Below are 20,767 nucleotides of genomic sequence, written 5' to 3'. Positions count from 1 at the left end.
AACTACCTCCATTCACAATACAGTTCAAAATTTTTTTACAACAACTGCATGATCGCCAAACATCTCCTTCAAACGCTGAATGACTTCGAGGGAAGGTTTAATCTTAAATTTGGGAGAGGTTGCCATCGTGATCTTGCTTCCTTCCGGAAATAAAAACTGAATCGTGACGGGGCAATCCCCCTTCTCTCCTAAAAGCTCTTTATAAAGCTGATCTAAATCTTCTGATTTTATTTCACCCGCCTTCATTTGAATGTCAATTGATTTTATGTAAACTTTCAGCGCTTCATTTAAGTGAGTCATTTCATTGACCACCACTTTGGGAGTATCATCTCTTAATTCTACTTTACCTTCAATAAAACAAATCTGGTCTTCCTGAACGAGAGAACGAATTTTTTCAAAAACTTTTGGATAAACGACCATCTCCGTCATTCCTTCTAAATCCTCAAAAAAGAGGATGGCCATCCGATCCCCTCGCTTTGTAGTCTTTAATTGCACCTTACTTAAAATTCCTCCCATCATAATTTCATCACCATCCTTACACTCCGAAAGTGTGACCGAGGTATGGGTTCGAAAAAGTTTGAGAAGATTTGTAAAACGCGTTAACGGATGCCCCGTCACATAAAAACCTAAAAGTTCTTTTTCAAAGGTTAGAATTTTGTCTTCCTCCCATTCTGGAAGATCAGGAAAAGGAATCGACTGCCCTTTGAATGGGGGTTCATTAAAAAACTCAAACAAGTTTGATTGGCCTTTGATTTGATCTTGCCGTGTCCGCAGACTCACTTCAAGCGAAAGGTCCAGCACGGCCATCAATTGACTGCGCCTTACCTTAAAAGAATCAAATGCGCCACATTTAATCAAACTCTCAAGTACCTTTCGATTGGAAACCTTGGAATCAATTCGGTCTAAAAAATCATGGAAAGATAAAAATTTCCCATTTTTTTCTCTCTCCAAAATAATCAATTGAACAACGGCCTCCCCAATATTTTTGATCGCAGCAAGTCCAAATCGAATATTTTTTCCCACAACGGTAAATTTCTGAAAACTTTCATTCACATCGGGCGGCTCAATATGAATCCCCATGTCGCGGCACTCATTAATGTATCTCACCAGCTTATCCGTATTGCTCATTTCCGTTGAAAGAAGAGCCGTCATATACTCCACAGGATCATTGGCCTTTAGGTACGCCGTTCGATAAGCAATGACCGCGTAAGCAGCACTGTGCGATTTATTAAATCCATAGCCAGCAAAATAGGCCATTAAATCAAAGACCCTTTCAGCAATATTTTTTTGGATTTTATTCGCAAGGGCTCCTTCAATAAAAATATTTTTTTGCTCTTTCATTTGATGCTCAATCTTTTTACCCATAATCTTTCGTAAATTATCGGCTTGAGCCAATGTAAAATTGGCCATGACTTTGGCAACCGTCATGACTTGCTCTTGATAGAGCATAATTCCGTACGTATCTTTTAAAATTTGTTCAAGCAGGGGATGATCATATTGAACCTTCACTTTACCGTGCTTACGGGCAATGAAATCCTCAACCATGTGCATGGGACCGGGTCGATAAAGGGCAATCAAAGCAATCAAATCCTCTAAACGGTCCATTCCCATGCGCTTGGCCAAATCCCTCATCCCTCCGGATTCAAGCTGAAAAACTCCCACTGTATTCGCCTGGTTTAAAAGGGTAAAAGTTTTAGGATCATCGAGAGGAATGGCATTGACATCGATGATCTTGTTTTGAGTTCTCTCAATAATTTTAAGCGTATCATGAATCACCGTCAGGGTTTTTAAACCTAAAAAATCCATTTTAAGAAGACCTATTTTTTCAATGGCCTCCATGGGATATTGAGTGGTCACATCCCCATTAGTCCCTTTATAAAGGGGAACAAATTCCGTGAGAGGTCTTTCAGAAATGACAATCCCAGCCGCATGGATAGATACATTTCGAACCATTCCCTCCAGTCGAAAGGCCTGATCAATGATTTCTCGGACCTCTGCTTCTTCCTCATATCTTTTTTTAAATTCAGGCTCTATTGCTAGAGCATCTTTCAAAGTAATTTTGGGTCCAAAGGGAATGAGTTTTGCAATTCGATCCACTTCGGGATAAGGACGCCCCATGACACGCCCCACATCACGGATGACGGCCTTGGCTCCCATCGTTCCAAAGGTAATGATCTGCGCCACATTTTGGGCCCCATACTTTTGAGCCACGTAATTAATCACTTCGCTTCGGCGCTCATCACAAAAATCAATATCAATATCGGGCATGCTGATTCGACTCGGATTCAGAAACCTTTCAAAAATGAGTCCATAGCTCAAAGGATCAATGTCCGTAATTTCTAAAAGATAAGCAACAATACTGCCCGCTGCAGAACCTCGTCCAGGTCCGACCGGAATGTCATTGTTTTTAGCGAAGTGAATAAAATCCGACACGATTAGAAAGTAGCTTACAAAATTCATTGTTTCGATGGTGGCCAATTCGAATTTTACTCGCTCAAAAATTTCCTGGGTTGCTTTTCCATATCTTCTTTGGATTCCCTTGTCACATAATTGATGTAAATACTCTGACTGAGTCATTCCCAAAGGAGGAACAAATTGAGGAAGATGCATCTTGTGAAAATCAAATTCTAAATGACATTTCTCGGCAATCGCACAAGTCGCCTTAAGAGCCTCTGGGACTTCTTCAAATTTCTTCCACATCTCTTCAGGGCTTTTCAAAAAGAATTGGTCATTGTGAAAACGCAAGCGATTTTGATCTTGAAGAACATTGCCGGTTTGAATGCATAATAAAATATCATGGGAATCATGATCTTCTTGCCAAACGTAATGACAATCGTTAGTGACAATTGAAGGAATATTCTGTCTTCGTGATTCTTCCAGAAGCCAGCGATTCACCTTTTTTTGATCAGCAATCTCATGATCCATCAGTTCTAGATAAAAGTTTCCCTTCCCAAAAATATCCTGATATTGATGAAGGGCCTCTCTCCCCTCCTTTTCCAACCCTTGAGTATAAAGAAAGTTGGCTTCTCCCTTGAGACATCCGGAAAGACCGATTAACCCTTTAGAATGTTTGGCTAGAATTTCTTTATCAACCCGAGGCCGATAATAAAAACCTTCGAGATAAGCCATCGTTGAAAGCTTAAGCAAATTTTGGTAGCCCTCTTCATTTTCAGCTAAAACAGTCAAATGATATGAAGCTTCTTTGATGTTGTGACTTTTCTTGTCAAAGCGGCTCCCCGGGCTGACATAAATCTCACAACCAATAATGGGTTTAATGCCATTTTCTCTAGCCTGTTCATAAAATTCAATGGCACCAAAAAGATTCCCATGATCAGTTTGTGCGACTGCATTCATCCCCAAGGCCTTCACTTGCTGGATCAACTCCTCATGACGGCAGGCCCCATCGAGGATACTGTATTCAGAATGAACATGAAGGTGAACAAATTCTGGCTTCATAAAAAAATATCAAAATTCAAAAATCAAAATGCAAAATGAAGGAGTTTATTTATTCAATTCTTCCTTAATTTTGATATTTAATTTTTGATATTTGATTTTTCACCCCTATTCCCATTCAATCGTACTGGGAGGCTTGGAACTAATATCATAAACAACACGATTGACACCTTTGACTTCGTTGATAATTCGATTGGAAAGAGTTTCAAGTAACTCATAAGGGAGCTTGGCCCAATCAGCAGTCATTCCATCCAAACTATGAACAGCCCTTAATGCAATCACATGATCATAAGTCCGCTCATCCCCCATCACCCCCACTGTTTTTACCGGAAGTAAAACGGCAAAGGATTGCCAAATCTTTCGATAAAGATGAGCCTTTTTAATCTCTTCTACCACGATCGCATCTGCTTTTCGTAAGACTTCTAAACGGGGCTCCGTCACTTCTCCGATCACACGAATCGCAAGACCTGGCCCAGGAAAAGGCTGACGCATCAGAATTTCTTCGCTCATCCCTAGCTCTTTCCCAAGATTTCTAACCTCATCTTTAAAAAGGTCACGAAGAGGTTCAACCAATTCAAAAGAAAGATCTTTCGGGAGCCCCCCTACATTGTGATGGCTTTTAATGGTCGCAGAAGGGCCGCCTAATGGAGAAATACTTTCAATCACATCGGGGTAGAGCGTCCCTTGCGCCAAAAACTTGATCCTCCCTAATTTTCGAACCTCTTCTTCAAAAACACGAATAAACTTCTCACCAATTCGTTTGCGTTTGATTTCGGGATCACTCAAACCCGCTAGAGCCTCTAAAAAGGTCTGAGTATGATCTGCATAAACTAAGTGAATATGAAAGTGATCACGAAAAGTTTTAACAACCTTTTCGGCCTCTCCCAAGCGCAAGAGACCATTATTCACAAAAATACACGTAAGCTTTTCTCCCACAGCTTCATGAATTAATTTTGCAACGACAGCAGAATCAACTCCTCCACTTAAGCCACAGATAACTTTCTCTTCTCCAATCCTGTTTCTTAAATCTTGAACCGCAGCTCTAATAAAAGAAATCATAGTCCATGATTTGGAACACTGGCAAATTTCAAAAAGAAAATTCTGAATGATTCGAGCTCCTTCTTGGGTGTGAACCACCTCCGGATGGAACTGTAATCCGAAAATATTTTTTCCAAAATCCCCTATCGCCGCAATGGAAGTATTAGACGTATGCGCAAGAATTTTGAAACCATTTCCAAGTTGAGTCACCTGATCCCCATGACTCATCCACACAATCGATCGGTCCGTCAATCCCTCCAAGAGACGATCTTGGGCGTCTACCCAAAGTTCAGCCTTTCCATATTCCCTCTTCCCTGATGGAATAACCCTTCCTCCAAGGGATTGAGCCATCAATTGCATTCCATAACAAATACCTAAAATAGGAATTCCTTTTTGGAATAAAGAAGGATTACACTGAGGAGCATTTTCTTCATAAACACTTCGAGGCCCCCCAGAGAGAATAATGCCTTTGGGTTTCTTTTTAAGAATTTCATCGATTGGAGTTTGGCAAGGGAAAATTCTAGAAAACACAGCATTTTCCCTGATCCTGCGAGCAATCAATTGGGTATACTGGGAACCAAAATCAATAATGGCAATAAATTCTTTTTCGAAGGAGGATTCATTCATATCTAACCTGGTAAAAATTCAAAAACAAATACGGAGGAAGAATCTAATAAATAAACTCCTTCATTTTGCATTTTGATTTTTAAATTTTGAATTTTTTATTTCCCCATTCCTACTCTTTGAGCCTTCTGAAATATTTTACCCTCCGTCTGAATGGCCGGGGCAATAATAATTTCGGCCAATTGCATCTCTCGGATATTTTTAGCGCCTAGATTTCCCATACACGTCCTAAGGGCACCGATCAAATTTTGCGAGCCGTCATCCATTTGAGCAGGCCCATAAAGAATTTGCTCTAGACTTCCACTCGTTCCTACTTGAATCCGTGTTCCTCGAGGAAGATTGGCATGAGGAGTTGCCATCCCCCAGTGAAACCCTCGACCCGGCGCTTCAATTGCCTTGGCAAAGGCACTTCCAACCATGACCGCATCAGCTCCACAGGCAATGGCTTTACAGATATCCCCACCCACACTCATTCCGCCATCAGCAATAATCGGGACATACCGGGCCTGTTGTTTAAAATAAAAATCTCTGGCCGCAGCACAATCAACAATGGCTGTCGCTTGGGGGACCCCAAGGCCCAAAACTCCTCGCGTCGTACAAGCCGCTCCAGGTCCTATTCCCACCAAAAGTCCCTGAATCCCTGTCTCCATGAGGCTTAATGATGTTTTGTAGGAAACAGTATTTCCAACAATAATGGGAACCTTTGCTTTTTTACAAAATTTTGCAAAATCCAGTGTTTTATATTCTTTGGAAACATGCTGAACCGTCGTCACCGTCGATTGAACAACAAAGGCATCGACCCCTGCCGCTTCAGCCAATTCACAAAAACGTTCTGCCCTTTGGGGAATCGAGGAAACAACCGCAGGAGCTCCCCCTTTTTTAATTTCTTCGATGCGTTTTCCGACCAATTCCTCTTTAATGGGTGCAAGATAGATTTCCTGAACCAACTGAGTTGCTCGTGCAGGGGTTGCTTTCGCAATCTCATCTAAAACCGCATCTGGATTTTCATATCGCGTCTGAATCCCTTCCAGATTCAAAACAGCTATTCCTCCCAATTTTCCCATTTTGATTGCAAAACTACAATTGACAACCCCATCCATCGCCGCTGCAATGATAGGAACATCATATTTTATCCCTCCAAGTTGCCAAGAAGGATTAACTTCATTTGGATTTAAAGTTACCTCACCCGGCGCAAGGGCAATTTCATCAAACCCATAGCAGCGCCGTGCCTTACGTCCAATCCCAATCCATTCCCCCATAAAAACGTTTCCTCTTCATTCAAATTTTTATACGTCGTTGTAACAGTTTAGCTACCCCACTCCCTTGAGGGAACCGAGGCGGTTTTTGATGGGGCGTTGAAGTCGTTCACGAGCATGGTACCTCGACGAATAGTCGAGGTGAGTGAACAACTTCGCCGAGCTCGTCCCGATCGCTGGTCGGGACGAGCGTCCCCGTCAGAAACCGCCTCGGTTCCAGGGACTAAACCATTACACATCACTCAGACTTCCACACATCGGACATTTTGTTAGTGTCTCATCCTTCGCAATCAAGTAGGAATGAGCGCAGATTATACAGCGAAATATTACTTTTTCCAAAGGATTAATGTGTTTTACCTTCTTACAGTATTCAAAAAAAATCCAAGGAATAAAAACTCCTGTCAGGGTTAAAACAAGATAAATAAAAAAACCTGTTGTTAAATCAATTTTAAAAAGGGATAGGCCTAATATATGAAAACTGATAGACAGTAAAAACCCAATGATAAACTCTCGAGCTTTCAAAATCATTTTGACCTTAATTGACATCCTCATTATGCAAAATTTTCACAAGTTGATTCGCCGCTTTTTCCATATCCACCCCAATCCCACGAACCCGTGCAACAAGATAATGATAGGCAACATAAATAGGAATAGCCACCGCAAGACCCGCAGCCATCGCTATTAAGGCCTCTGACATTTCACCTGCAATATTGCTTAAATAAACCTGTTTGTGAAATTGATCTATCCTCATCAAGCATTGAATAAATCCAACGACCATCCCCAAAAGCCCTAACAGAGGCTCAACATGAGCAATAACTTTAAGAATATTGAGGTTTCGTTCTAAAAGGGGAATTTCATGTTGTCTTGCCTCCTGAATCGCCTCTTTAATTTCTTTTTTGTCTCGATCATGTTTAAGAATGCCCTCCTTAAGAAGGGAAGCCACAGGCCCCGGCGTATTTTCACAAATTGAAATAGCCTCAATCACATTTCCCTTTTTTAGAATATTACGAATACCCGACATAAACTTTTCAACATCAATCTGACTTCGATGTAAATGAATAAGTCTCTCAATCACAATCCCAAAACCAAAAATCGACCCCACCATAATGGGGATCATCATCAGTCCACCCTTTTCAATCAGTAAAAACATCGCACACCTCTCTTATCGAAAATCGAAAATCAAAGTCCAAAAATCAAAATGACAATGCAAAGTTTAAAAATAATTAACGCCTACCTCTACTTTCTAGAGGTTTCATTTTATCATAGAAACATTTTAATTTTGATTTGTCATTTTGATTTTTGATATTTTCATAGTTGTACTATAATAAACGTTATGGAGAAAAAGTATTCAGAAAAATCGATAGGATTTAATCACTCAGGTCCTCGAGAAATTCTCGAATGGGCCCTAAAAGAGTTTTGGCCTGATATTGCCATGAGCACAGGTTTTGGTGCCAGTGGGATGGTTCTGATTCACATGATCAGCACAATCAATCCAAAAATGAAAATTATTTTTCTTAATACCGGTTTTCATTTTAAAGAAACCTTGGAATTTAAAGAAAAGGTTATTCAAAAGTACGGGGTCAATATTATCGAATATCAAGCGCTTATTTCTAAAGAAGAACTTTTCAAAACCATTAGTCCCCATCCCTATCATGATGATCCAGACCGCTGCTGCCATATGAATAAGGTTGAACCCATGCAGCGAGCGATCAAAGGGTTACGGGCCTGGATTAGTGCTCTCAGACGAGATCAATCACCCACACGAGTGAATACCCATATTTTAGAAGAATATGAAGGCGGACTGATTAAAATCAACCCTTTGGCGAACTGGACCAAAAAAGAAGTTTGGAATTATCTTTATCAGCACAAAGTCCCTTATCATCCTCTTCATGATCAAGGGTATCCCAGCATTGGCTGTGAACCTTGCACTCAATCGGTAGGTGAAGGCTCTCATGAAAGGTCCGGCCGATGGGTTGGTAAAGGAAAATTAGAATGTGGAATCCATACTTTCCTAAAAAAAGTAGATCCGGAAGGGGAAAATGAAAACCAAAAATCAAAAGTCAAAAATCAAAATTAAGGAGTTTATCAATAAAAACTAAACGGATATCAGAATCCAGAACCCTCATGTCCCAGCTCATGATGCCGAATGATGCCAATCACCTTGGGTCTGTCCATGGCGGAGTCATTTTAAGCATTGCAGATAAAGTAGCTTATGTATGCGCCTGCCGACATGCGCAATCTATTTGTGTTACCGCTTCGGTTGATCGAGTCAGTTTTGAATCCCCCGTTCGAATTGGACAACTGGTCACCTTTGATGCAACGATTCGCTACGTAGGAAATACCTCCATGGAAGTTGGAATCAATATTGACGCGGAAGATTTGATCACTAAAATCCGAACCCACACCAACACCTGTTATTTTACCATGGTCGCCATCGACTCCCAAGGGAAGCCTCAAACAGTCCCCCAACTGATTCTTGAAACAGAAGAAGAAAAAAGAAATTTTGAAGATGCCCGACTCAGGAAAGAGCTCAGTTTAAAATACGCAAAAGAGAAGAAAAAATCGGACGCTTAAAATTAAATCTGTTGACATGTGGGCATTTTACGCGGTATTACGCCCACGATGTTACATTCAGAATTCTATAAAAAACCCTGATACAGTTATCATTGAGCATGAGGAGGAGGGAGGGTACCACGCCTTCTGTCCAGCCCTCAAAGGATGTCATTCTCAGGGAGAAACTTATGAGGAAATTATCAAAAACATCGAGGAAGCTATTAAGCTCTATATTGAAAGTCTAAAAGAACATCATGATCCAATCCCTTCTGAAGATGTTATTATTAAACCTATTCATATTGCCGCATGAGCCCTTATCTTCCTCAGTTAAAAGCTAAGGATTTAACTCGAATCGCTAAACATCTTGGTTTTGAATTAGATCGACAAAAGGGAAGCCATGCTATTTTTTAAAGTATAGTTTTCAAATTGAAGTCTTGCGTTTAATTCCTATCCGCCCTCTTCCCTGCAAAAAATGTCCTAACCGAAGAGGAAATCTCTTCTACGGGACCATAAATCTTAGAAAGATCATTTTTTACAAGAACAGGTTTTTTACCCCATTTTTTAATTAAAGACTCCACAAAAAAAAGCTTATGGAATGCCCCCTTTCGGTTCCGGTAAACCCTTCTCCAATTTGTTCTAGGGTCAAGCAATGTCGCAAAAGTCTCAGCAAAATCATCGTCCGGATGTTTTTGGGCGTAACAATCACCACAGGGATTTACAAAATCTGTACTTTGGGGATTACGTTTATAACAATCATTTATCGGGTAAGTATTAAAAAAATGTCCTCTAACCTTAAAAACCTCTCTAAATTCTTTTGACCGATAGAGCTTGTATGAATAACAAAAGGCATGCCCCATTTCATGTCTTAAAACCATCCGAATATCCCAGAGATGATAGAGCTCACCCAGAAATCTTGCCCCAATAGTAGCCAAAGTCTGATCGACATCCCAAAAAGCTAGACCAATGTTAGCAGTCCCCTCACACGTCCCGTACCCATCGCTCAGATAAAAATAGGGTTTAAGACATATTCCCACTTCATCCAGATGCTCCATTAATTCTTGAATACACCCCTCTAATCGAGTTCCCTTTAAAGCAAGGTTTAAAGCATTGACGGGAGAATTTAAAATTTGCTCAAGACGATCACTGGGAGATAAGAAAGGTTTTTCTTCAGGAAAAAGAACGTTTTTGGAGGATGACATCCGCTTCTTTGTGGATACCTTTTGCTCTGGCATAGAAAAACCTCACCTCGAAAGTGATCCCATCGTAGCTTTTTACCTTTCCTATGTCAAAGGAATTTATAAAAAAAATTATTAATATAAGTTATTTATATAACGAATGTTATGATAATTTTATTTTTAACAAAAATAAGAAAAATCGAAGAAAACAATGGGCATAAAAACTCGAAAGAATATCATCCAAGACAATGCCCCACCCTTTTCTTAAATTTTGAAGATGACGAACTGGAAAGGGTTTCCAAATATCAAAAAAACGATTTAAAAGGAAACCTGCAATAAGGGAAAACCAGGAAAAAGGAATCCAAAGCATCGTCACTAAAAAACCAATGACTTCATCGATCACCACAGGACCTGGATCTTTTTCTTTTAAAATTTCCTCTGCAAGACCAGAAATCCAAATTCCTATAGGTAAGAGAATCAACAGGAAAAGAATTTCTTCACACCTTCCAATATGGAGAAAGCGAAACAATAAATAAAGACCCACTCCACCTAAAGTTCCAACCGTTCCAGGAGCGATAGGAGAAAACCCGATGTAAAAAAAGGAGGAAAAAAGAAGGACAAGTTTTTTCTTCATACGATGATCTTTCTTACGCCTCTTTAAGCAGCGCTTGAAACCTCTTCGAGACAAGAGAAGAAATCATAAAAAAGGCTGCAAGAAAAACCCAAACCAAACTGATTCCCATTTGAACAAATTGATAAAAAAAGACCGATAAAGAACTCTGAAAGGCAAATATCATTAATAAAAAAAAGAGGAGAAAAATCTCAAGAAAACTCTTTTTGTAAAAGAAAAGGGATTGTGAAGATTCCTGATACAAGGATCGCTTAAGCAAATCAACCCCTGAAAGAAGAAATTCAATACCAATCACCCAAGCAATAATAGCCACATGAACAACCTTTAAATCAGCGAGCACAATTAAGACGGAGGAAATTAAAATTTTATTCCCCAAAAACAAAAATATCTTTTCACGATCATGACCCCGATTAATGATAGTTCTGGCCCTCGGACAAAAAAAACAAGCGATCACGAAAAGACCAGAAGCGATGAGACGGAAAAAGAAAATCTTCTGATAGAGGAAATATACAATAAGGCCCGTTATCAATAGCTTTAAGACACAAGAACGCATGAGAGAATAACCTTATAACAATTGTTAATCCAAAATTCAAAAGTCAAAAATCAAAATGACATACTAAAATCCAAAATTTCTAATGCTATTGAAAGGGAGATATTTTAAGTTTTGCATTGTCATTTTGATTTTTGATATTTGATTTTTGAATTTCCATTATTGTTCATTTCTCCCACCAAATCATATTCCAAGGCCTCGATTACCTTCACAGAACATTGATCTCCGGGTTGAAGGATTTTCTGATCATCGTAAACAAAAACAGCGCCGTCAATTTCTGGAGTATCAAAATAGGCCCGTGCCTCCATGAAACGTGGATCCTGTCCCCTCTGGTCACAAAGAACACTTAAAGATTTACCAACCCATTCTTTTGTGAAACCTTTAGAAATTTCCTGTTGAAGCTTCATGGCTCTATCTTTTCGGGTCTCCTTCAACTCTTGTGGAACTTGATCCTCTAACTTGTCAGCATAGGTCCCGGGCTCTCTTGAAAATTCAAAGACGCCTAGCCTTTCAAATCGGATTTCCTTCATAAAATCTAATAAATTTTGAAAACGCTCTTCGGTCTCGCCAGGAAATCCAACAATAAAAGTTGTTCTTAGGGCCAACCCGTCAATTTCCTTTCTCATCAAACGAATTAAATCACGGTATTCCTTTTGACTTCCCATCCGTGCCATCGCCTTCAACATTTCATCATCTGCGTGCTGAAGGGGAATATCTAAATATTTGCAAATTTTAGGCTCCAAGGCCATCACACTCACCAGCTCTTTAGAAACATAAGAGGGATATGCATAAAGAATTCGAATCCACTCAATCCCTTCAATTTTACAAAGCCTTCTTAAAAGCTGCGGTAAGCGCTGTTCTTGATAAATATCCCGACCATAATCTGTGGAATCTTGGGCAACAAGCACAATCTCCTTGGTCCCCCGATGAGCTAAGGTTTGAACTTCCATTTCAATATCTTCTATGCTACGACTTTGATGCCGGCCTTTAATCCGAGGAATGACGCAAAAGCGGCAGGGGTGATCACACCCCTCAGCGATCTTTACATAGGCAAAATGCTTGGGAGTCAATCGGTCAATGGGGCTTCGATGGCTTAAAAGATTTTTTTGACGGGAAAGGGCACGATAGCGTTCCCCTTTTAAAACCTTTTCCACTGCCATAGCTACTTCTTCAAAATGAGACGTCCCCAAAATAGCATCCACTTCTGGATGCTCCTTCATGATTCGCTCAGGATATCTTTCTACAAGACATCCAGCCACAACCAAGCCTCGACATTTTCCCTCTTTTTTTAAACGCTTCATGACTCCAATGGTATCCATGGATTCTTGGGTCGAGGCCTGAAGAAACCCGCAGGTGTTGATGACAATCACATCTGCCTCCTGGGCCTCACGACAAAGGCTTATGCCATGAGTTTTAAGAACCCCAGCCATGACCTCAGAATCGACAAGCGCCTTAGGGCATCCCAAACTCACTAAACCAACTTTAATTTGTTCCATCATTATTTTACCCATCCATTCTTATTGACTCGAACCTCCTTAATCTTTCGACTTCCTTTAAGAGGTTCCAAATCTTTTCCATTCAAGGTTAAATGGATTGCTTCAGGTTTACCAATTTTTAAACTAAAAAATTGATGAGCATGCCAGGTCTCTCTTGACCCCTTTTTTAATATCCCCTCAAAAATACGTTGATCATCGCCACGAACCCGAATCCAGACACGCTCCTTTGCCTCTGCCACCAACACCAAATCTGACGAGGAGGTAACATCAGAAACAGGATTGACTACAGAAAGTTTATCTTTGCCTACAAGAGAAGCCTCTTGACCCGTATTGAGTGAATCCGTTTGAATGACTGGAGAAGTGATTAAACTCGTCGAGGAATATTTTTCTAAAAGAACGTCGCTGGGAGAAGGCTCTGTTTTAAGAGGCTTAGAATGAAGCCATCCGATTAAAATCATTAATAAACTGATCAATAAAACCCCTCCTCCAACCCCAAGCCAAACCGTCTTTGAAATTTTTTTAAGAAAAGTTAAAGTTAATCTATAAAGTTGAAATAAGGAACCCATGGCTACTTTAAAAAAGGACGGCCCTTTGACCTTTTCTCCTTCAAGGATCAGAACCTGTTTTGTCTCTCTTCCTTGCAGTCTTTGATAATCTTGAATCACTTCATTAGGTTCAAGGCCTACATAGCGGGCATAAAGTTTTAAAAAGCCCTTCACATAAATAGGGGCCGGGAGCTCTTCGTAGTAGCTCTGTTCAATCGCCTCGATGATTTTGTCAGGAATCTTCGTCATCCGAGCGACCTCCTCAATGGAAAGGCCCTTCCCCTCTCTCGCTTCCCTTAACTTTTGCCCCAAAGCATCCATAATAACTCCTTTAAAAAACTTACCCTTTATCCATTATCTTGTATAATTTGAAACCTTGAATGATTGGAAACCTCTCAAAAAGGTCCCAGAGGGAAGAGCGCTGCGAGCGTTGGAGGAGACGTACATTTTTCCGTACGTCGCACGACTGAGCGAAGCAGCCAACGCAGCAGATGGGCCTTTTTGAGAGGTTTCAATTCTCATTCCCCAACCTCAGCATCGATCAATATATCTCTTGCCTTACTCCCCTTATAAGGTCCTACAATTCCTCTTTCCTCTAAAAGATCCATGATTCGAGCTGCCCGACTATACCCAATTCTCAACTTCCTCTGTAAAATAGAGACAGAAGCCTGCTGGGTCAGACGAATGATTTGAATGGCTTCTTCAAGAAGACTTTCATCATCGAGTAAATTAAGATCCATATTGGAACTTTGCGCCTTTTCAATAATTTCCTCTGCAGTAGGCTCAGGAGAAGAAGGAACATTCTGGGCCTTGATGAATTCCAATACCCTTTTAATTTCAGCATCCCGCAGATAGGCTCCTTGTGCTCGAATTAATTTTGACGAACCCGGCGGCATAAAAAGCATATCCCCTTTTCCTAAAAGTTTATCCGCACCAATGGTATCCAACACGGTTCTGGAATCTACTCTGGACGAAACTTGGAAAGAGATCCGTGCAGGGAAATTAGCCTTAATCACCCCTGTAATCACATCCACCGAAGGCCTTTGAGTTGCTAGAATTAAATGAATCCCCACCGCCCTAGAGAGTTGAGCGAGTCGAGCAATGCTATTTTCAACTTCATGAGAGACCACCGTCATAAGATCCGCCAGTTCATCTATCACCACAACAATATAAGGGAAGGGTTGAAGGGGGGTGTCTTGAGCTTGAAGAATGACTTCTTCTTTTCGAACCCGTTCATTAAAGCCCTCAATGTTTCGAACGCCCATCTCTGCAAAAACTTTATAACGACGTTCCATTTCAGTCACCAGCCAACCTAAACCTGCAGCCGCTTTACGAGGTTCGGTAATCACGGGAATCACCAAGTGAGGGATTTGATTAAAAACAGAAAGTTCAATCATCTTGGGATCAATCATCAAAAACCTTACATGATCTGGCGTCGCATAAAAAAGAATATTTAAAATGATGGAGCCCAGACAAATACTCTTTCCAGATCCTGTGGCCCCTGCGATTAAAAGATGGGGCATTTCAGATAAATCAGCAACAATCGGCAGCCCTGAAACATCCTTTCCCAGAGCCAAAGGAATTTTCTTACGAGCACTTCTAAATTCTTCCGACGTCAACAGCTCCTTTAACGTCACCATGGTGCTTGTCGAATTGGGGACTTCAACCCCAACGGCAGCCTTTCCAGGGATGGGGGCCACCATGCGTACACTGGTCGCCTTCATGGCTAAAGCAATGTCATTTGAAAGAGCGGTAATTTTTTGAACCTTCACCCCAGGAGCCGGCTGAAGCTCGTAACGCGTAATAACAGGACCCTTTGTAATATCAACTACATCGACTTCAACGCCAAATTCTGCCAATGTTGTTTTCAAAATCTCTGCATTGCGTTCAAGATCTTCCGTCCCTATTTCCTGAGAGACTGGAGCGACTCCATCCTCTAAAAGCTTGAGCGGTGGCAACTGATAACCGCAAGAAGAAATAAGTTCCAACTGAATCTTTTCTTCCCCTGATTTGGGTTTTTCCTTTTCAACTTTCTTCTCTTCGACAGGAGTTTTTCTCCTCTCAAGGCTCAAAATGGTTTTATTTTCTTCCTCAGTCTCCTTCTTAGATGGAATAACCCTTCTTCCAATTCTAATCACAGGAATCTCATTTCGTTTAAGATTTTGAGAGGTTCTAAAAGCAAGGGCTCGATTCTTCAAAAAAGCTAAAAATTTAAGTATTTTCTGAGGCCACTTTAAAAAGAAATTTGAGACATGAGTCCACACTCCTCGTCCAATTTCAGAAAGTTTGAGCTCTAACAAGAACACCACGGCGGCCAGAAAAAGAGAATAAAGCAGAATATAAGAACCTTCTTTTCCAATCCATTTGATCAAGGCCCTCCTTAAAATCCACTGTCCTAATATTCCCCCAGGACTCATCTGGGCTAATCCAAAATGCCTCGCGGATGAATAAAGATACACTTGAGCCTGCAATTCAAGAAGGCACGAACCACTGATCAGGGCAATGAGCATCCATGAAAAACTCACCCACCACTTTCGGGCCAAAGGCCTCCAAAAACCTTGGAAGCCCATCACACCCATCAAAAGGGGAATGAGAAAAGCGGCAAGTCCCAAAATAAAAAAGGCGAAGAAAGAAAACCAAGCTCCCATCAACCCGACATAATTATAAGGAGGATCATGCGGGTGAGCCGTATGGAAAGAAATATCCAAAGGAGTATAAGAAATAAGGCCTAAAAAGACAAAGGCACTCATCCCCATCAAAAGAATTCCAAGAACCTCGCCCCAGCGTCCTGATGGAGTTTTTTTCAACCGTAAATTTTTTTTACGCATTTTTACGCATATTATGTATGGAAACCTCTCAAAAAGGTCCCATATGCAAGGCGCCTGCGAGCGAGGGAGGAGGCGTACTTTTTTCTGTACGCCGCACAAAGAAGCGCAGCGGGCAAACGCAGTAGATGGGCCTTTTTCAGAGGTTTCACGCAATCAAGATTCAGCCAGAGCAGCCTTTCGGCTCAGATTAATTCGGCCTCGCTCATCGATCTCGGTCACTTTTACCATCACGGTATCGCCAACCTTCAAAATATCCTCTACCTTTTGCACCCGATGATCGGCAAGTTGAGAGATATGAACCAAACCTTCTTTGCCAGGTAAAACTTCCACAAAGGCTCCAAAATCCAGAATATTTTTTACACGCCCTTTATAGATTTTTCCAATCTCAACATCTGCCGTCAAGCCTTCAATCTTTTCAATGGCAAGCTTTACCCGCTCACTCTTTGAAGAAGCAATGGAAACCGTTCCATCATCTTCAATATTAATCTCTGTCTGGGTCTCTTCAATAATCTTCTTGATGGTCTTCCCACCTGGACCAATCAAAAGCCCAATCTTCTCAGGATTAATCTTAATCGCTACAATCCTTGGAGCATGTTCAGAAATACTCCCTCGAGGCTGAGAGATTGCTTTTGCCATCATTTCTAAAACATGAAAGCGAGCTATTCTAGCTTCTTCCAAGGCCTGCTTTAAAATAGGTTCTTCAAGCCCTTCAATTTTTAAATCCATTTGAAATCCGGTAATTCCTTTGCGAGTTCCTGCCACCTTAAAATCCATATCCCCCAAATGATCTTCTGAACCCAGAATATCAGTCAAAACGACAGACTTATCAGGTTCAAGAATAAGTCCCATGGCAACCCCCGCTACCGGCGCTGTAATGGGAACTCCTGCATCCATCAAAGAAAGTGTTCCACCGCAAACCGTTGCCATAGAGCTTGAGCCATTGGATTCTAAAACATCGGAGATAATACGAATGGTGTAAGGAAAATCAGATGCTGGAGGGAGCACTGCCAAAAGAGAACGCTCAGCCAAGGCTCCATGCCCAATCTCTCGTCGGCCGGGACCTCGAACAGGTTTCACTTCACCCACACTGAAGGGAGGAAAATTATAATGAAGCATAAAGGATTTTGAAGTTTCTCCTTCAAAACCCTCCATTTTCTGAGCATCGTCTGGAGTTCCTAGTGTTGCTACTGCAAGCGCTTGAGTTTCCCCTCGGGTAAATAAAGCTGAACCATGGGTTCGTGGAAGAAGGCCCACTTCACAGGCAATCGGGCGAATGTTTTTGGAGTTTCTTCCGTCGTTACGAATTCCTTTTTCTACAATCATGCGACGAACTTTGGACTTCTCTATTTGAGCAAAGGCCTCTTTGAACATCAGCTCTGGCGTCTCAGGAAATTGAGCCGTCAAGACCTCTTTCACTTCATCATAAAGATGAGCCAAGGTCTCTTCTCTCTTCCCTTTTTCGGGGACCACCAATCCCCCTTCGATTTTCCCACTCAAATATTTTTTCATAGCCTCTAATACAGCTGGATCCACTTGAAAAAGAGAGAACTCTTGTTTCGCCTTACCCCCGTTTTTTCTCAAAGTATTCTGTAAGCGAACGAGCTTCTTAATTTCAGCATGTCCCGCTTGAAGAGCCTCAACCATCTGACTTTCAGAAATCTCGTGAGCAGATCCTTCAACCATTAAAATAGCCTTTTCAGTTCCAGCCACCACTAAATCCAATTCACTTTCTTTAAGTTCTGAATAAGTGGGATTGATGATCCAATGACCCTTTTTAAGTCCCACTCGAACAGCCCCGACCGGACCTGAAAAAGGAATATCAGAAAGGTGAAGCGCTGCGGAAGCCCCAATGATTGACAAAATATCTGGATCATTGTCATCATCTGCGGACAAAACCTGAGCCATGATCTGAACCTCATTTAAAAAACCATCCGGGAAAAGAGGTCTTAAAGGACGATCTGTCAAACGAGCGGTCAAAATCTCTTTTTCAGTCTGACGCCCCTCTCTTTTAATATAGCCTCCTGGAAATTTTCCAGCTGCCGCCAATCTCTCTCGATAATCAACCGTGAGTGGGAAAAAATCTGTACCTTCTCTCACACTAGAACTCGCAACTGCAGTCACCAAAACGACGGTTTCCCCCAATTGGACGGTTACAGCTCCATCAGCCTGTTTTGCCATTTTCCCTGATTCAATGATAATCTTTTTATTTCCTATGGTTGTTTCTTCTTTTTGTATCATGCCTTTAATCCTTCACCTTTCATTTAAAGACGCATCCACGTGCATGTGCACCAATGTGTCAATTTTCCAATGTATTGGCTTTAACATATTGGTAAATTGATACATAGATACATGAGCACATGGATACAATGTTATTATTTTCTTAAATTAAGCTTCCCTACCAGACTTTGATAGCGATCCGTATCTTGCTTGTTGAGATAATCCAAAAGACGTCTCCTGTGACCTACCATCTTTAAAAGACCTCTGCGAGAACTATGATCTTTCACATGTCCTTGAAGATGTTTGGTCAGGCCATTAATCCTTTCGGTCAACAAGGCAACTTGAACCTCTGGAGAGCCCGAATCCTTCTCATGAACTCGATAAGTTTGTTTAATTTCTTCCTTTTTACTCTTTTCTAACGACATATCCTCTCTCCTTAACTTGACTATGAAAACGCAAAAATCAAAATGACAATGTAAAACTTAAAATGCCTCCCCTGCACTAGCATCAGAAATTTTGGATTTTAATATGTCATTTTGCATCTTGATTTTTGGATTTTAAATTAAACGAGCCCCATTATAGCACATGCTATTCCGTTAGCATGAAGAAACTTTTCTCTTCAATCCCTCAATATCTTTTTCAATTTGCTGACACAATTGATCTTGATTTTGAAAGAACCGCTCATCTCGAATATATTCTAGAAAAGTAACTTCCAAATCCTCTCCATAAATATCCTTATCAAAATCTAAAAGATGAACTTCAAAAGTCAAAACTTTATCTTGCGTAAAGGTCGGCCGAACTCCAATATTTGCAAGGCCTAAGACCTTCTCTCCTAAAACCTTAGTCCGAACGGCATAGACTCCACGAGGAGGTAGAATAAACGCTCCCACATCCAAATTGGCGGTTGGAAAGCCAAGCTTTTTTCCCATTTTTTGGCCTTTGACCACTCTTCCAAAAAGAGAATAGGGCCTCCCCAAAAACTTGGGTATTTCCTTAAAATTTCCGTGATGAATCAATTGACGAATTAAACTGCTCGAAACGACCTTTTCTCCAGCCTGAACAGGCTCAACAAAATCAATTTTGTATCCTAATTCTACACTCAACCGTTTTAAAAGATCAACATTCCCCTGGCGACCTCTTCCAAAAGAGAAATTTCGACCTACAATTAGTTCTAAAAATTTCAAGGAAGGAAAAAGAATATCTCGAACAAATGATTCCGCACTAATTCTGGAAAAGCCCAGATCAAAAGGAATAATGACCATTTGATCAACGTCAAGTTTTCCAACCAAACGAATTTTCTCTTCTAAAGAAGTAATCATCTGAAGAGGCGTATGAGGATCTAAGACTTTTCTGGGATGAGGATTAAACGTGACCAAAACCGATGAAGCCTTTGATTGACGAGCCCTCTTAACCAACTCCTGAACAATGCGTTGATGACCTAGATGAACTCCATCAAAATTACCTAAGGTCACCAAACAAGGTTGTTTAATCTCTTTAGAATTATTTAATCCCTCTATCACACGCATAAAACCCTTTAAACCTTTATCTTTTATCTTTAAGCACTTAAATCTTTGAACTCTTGCCCCGTCCGCCCTATCGAATGATGGGGTTGAATGACGGGGTTGAACTGTATTTTTATCTCAACCAAGAAGGTTCATCGAGAAAATCATTTTCTTCAATATCCCTTTTTCCTAGAGATAAAATCCCTTGTTTCCTCATTGAATCAAAATTTAAGAGACGAGCCCTTACATCCTCTCGACTCATTTGATTAAGCTCATTCCATCCAACGGTTTGTTCCATTGTAAAAGGGCCTGACTTTAATCTTTGAAGAGCATATAAATGGCCACCCACCTCTAATCTATTTCCAACATCATGGCACAAAGTCCTCACATAAGTCCCCTTGGAACAGGTTAAACGAAAGGACACAAAGGGGAGATGAATCCAATCAATCTTCAAATCATGAATCCAAACCGATTTTGGCAGGCGTTCCACTTCAATCCCTTTGCGAGCAAGCTCATAAAGACGCTGGCCTTGGTATCTTCTTGAGGAAACCATGGGCGGGATTTGCTCGATTTCACCTTTAAAAGAATGTAAAACTTCAATCACACGGTCGGGTTTTAATCCTGAAGGATCTCGCGTGGAAAGGACTTTCCCCTCCCGGTCTTGCGTACTTGTTTCCATGCCTAAACGTAAAATCCCCTGATACTCTTTGTCTTGATCAATTAAAATGTTGGCTCTTTTTGTTTCTTTTCCTAAAACTAAAATTAATACACCCGTAGCCATGGGATCTAAGATTCCAGTATGTCCTACCTTCTTCTCCTGGAATTTTCTCCTCACTAGAAGAACGACGTCATGAGAGGTCATACCACCCGGTTTATCGACGACTAAAATACCATCCACA

The 20,767-nt window shown here is 40.9% G+C and carries 17 protein-coding genes; 3 read left to right on the top strand and 14 right to left on the bottom strand.

The genetic code is table 11. From position 1 onward, the window contains the following. Positions 1-24: 24 nt before the first annotated feature. The 4 genes from HYS07_02090 to HYS07_02075 all read right to left on the bottom strand — a co-directional run bounded on the left by HYS07_02090 (position 25) and on the right by HYS07_02075 (position 7,521). Positions 25-3,456, bottom strand: coding sequence for a DNA polymerase III subunit alpha (locus HYS07_02090; GenBank protein ID MBI1869965.1), 3,432 nt, complete (start codon positions 3,454-3,456; stop codon positions 25-27). A 105-nt stretch (positions 3,457-3,561) separates the two neighbouring features. Next, positions 3,562-5,118, bottom strand: coding sequence for a glutamine-hydrolyzing GMP synthase (gene guaA, locus HYS07_02085; GenBank protein ID MBI1869964.1), 1,557 nt, complete (start codon positions 5,116-5,118; stop codon positions 3,562-3,564). Between the two features lie 95 nt (positions 5,119-5,213). Beyond that, positions 5,214-6,374 carry a GuaB3 family IMP dehydrogenase-related protein gene (locus tag HYS07_02080; GenBank protein MBI1869963.1) on the bottom strand — a complete coding sequence of 387 codons (1,161 nt, stop codon included), beginning with the start codon at positions 6,372-6,374 and terminating at the stop codon, positions 5,214-5,216. A gap of 532 nt (positions 6,375-6,906) precedes the next feature. Further along, a complete protein-coding gene (locus tag HYS07_02075) occupies positions 6,907-7,521 on the bottom strand; it encodes a MotA/TolQ/ExbB proton channel family protein (GenBank protein MBI1869962.1) in 615 nt (204 codons plus the stop codon). A gap of 183 nt (positions 7,522-7,704) precedes the next feature. Between HYS07_02075 and HYS07_02070 the strand changes: the two genes are divergently transcribed. Genes HYS07_02070 through HYS07_02060 form a run of 3 tightly spaced genes read left to right on the top strand, consistent with a single transcriptional unit; the run spans position 7,705 to position 9,234 of the window. Next, positions 7,705-8,448: a phosphoadenylyl-sulfate reductase gene (locus tag HYS07_02070; GenBank protein ID MBI1869961.1), complete on the top strand. Its 744-nt coding sequence runs from the start codon at positions 7,705-7,707 to the stop codon at positions 8,446-8,448. Positions 8,449-8,495: 47 nt separating this feature from the next. After that, on the top strand, positions 8,496-8,945 hold the full coding sequence (locus HYS07_02065) for an acyl-CoA thioesterase (GenBank protein ID MBI1869960.1): 450 nt from the start codon (positions 8,496-8,498) through the stop codon (positions 8,943-8,945). A 16-nt stretch (positions 8,946-8,961) separates the two neighbouring features. Then, entirely contained in the window at positions 8,962-9,234 is a 273-nt protein-coding gene (locus tag HYS07_02060) for a type II toxin-antitoxin system HicB family antitoxin (GenBank protein MBI1869959.1), read from the top strand. A 130-nt stretch (positions 9,235-9,364) separates the two neighbouring features. Here HYS07_02060 and HYS07_02055 read toward each other — a convergent pair whose 3' ends face one another. The 10 genes from HYS07_02055 to truB form a co-directional block, all read right to left on the bottom strand. Next, entirely contained in the window at positions 9,365-10,156 is a 792-nt protein-coding gene (locus HYS07_02055) for a hypothetical protein (protein ID MBI1869958.1), read from the bottom strand. A gap of 106 nt (positions 10,157-10,262) precedes the next feature. Continuing rightward, complete coding sequence (locus HYS07_02050) at positions 10,263-10,733, bottom strand: phosphatidylglycerophosphatase A (protein MBI1869957.1); 471 nt, start codon at positions 10,731-10,733, stop codon at positions 10,263-10,265. A gap of 13 nt (positions 10,734-10,746) precedes the next feature. After that, positions 10,747-11,106, bottom strand: coding sequence for a hypothetical protein (locus tag HYS07_02045; protein ID MBI1869956.1), 360 nt, complete (start codon positions 11,104-11,106; stop codon positions 10,747-10,749). Between the two features lie 296 nt (positions 11,107-11,402). Beyond that, positions 11,403-12,779, bottom strand: coding sequence for a 30S ribosomal protein S12 methylthiotransferase RimO (gene rimO, locus HYS07_02040; GenBank protein ID MBI1869955.1), 1,377 nt, complete (start codon positions 12,777-12,779; stop codon positions 11,403-11,405). Then, complete coding sequence (locus tag HYS07_02035) at positions 12,779-13,642, bottom strand: helix-turn-helix domain-containing protein (GenBank protein ID MBI1869954.1); 864 nt, start codon at positions 13,640-13,642, stop codon at positions 12,779-12,781. Before HYS07_02035 ends, rimO begins: the two co-directional genes overlap by 1 nt. Positions 13,643-13,839: 197 nt before the next feature. Beyond that, the gene (locus HYS07_02030) at positions 13,840-16,149 is read right to left on the bottom strand and encodes a DNA translocase FtsK (GenBank protein ID MBI1869953.1); all 2,310 of its coding nucleotides are present in this window, start codon (positions 16,147-16,149) and stop codon (positions 13,840-13,842) included. Positions 16,150-16,302: 153 nt separating this feature from the next. Then, positions 16,303-18,387: a polyribonucleotide nucleotidyltransferase gene (pnp, locus tag HYS07_02025; GenBank protein ID MBI1869952.1), complete on the bottom strand. Its 2,085-nt coding sequence runs from the start codon at positions 18,385-18,387 to the stop codon at positions 16,303-16,305. A gap of 134 nt (positions 18,388-18,521) precedes the next feature. Further along, entirely contained in the window at positions 18,522-18,791 is a 270-nt protein-coding gene (gene rpsO / locus HYS07_02020; GenBank protein MBI1869951.1) for a 30S ribosomal protein S15, read from the bottom strand. 171 nt (positions 18,792-18,962) lie between these two features. Further along, complete coding sequence (locus HYS07_02015) at positions 18,963-19,892, bottom strand: bifunctional riboflavin kinase/FAD synthetase (GenBank protein MBI1869950.1); 930 nt, start codon at positions 19,890-19,892, stop codon at positions 18,963-18,965. Between the two features lie 109 nt (positions 19,893-20,001). Continuing rightward, a complete protein-coding gene (truB, locus tag HYS07_02010) occupies positions 20,002-20,766 on the bottom strand; it encodes a tRNA pseudouridine(55) synthase TruB (protein MBI1869949.1) in 765 nt (254 codons plus the stop codon). Position 20,767 lies beyond the last annotated feature (1 nt).

The organism is Chlamydiota bacterium, from assembly GCA_016178055.1.
GTDB lineage: Bacteria > Auribacterota > JACPWU01 > JACPWU01 > JACPWU01 > JACOUC01.
This window is presented reverse-complemented; position numbering and strand designations above follow the sequence as displayed.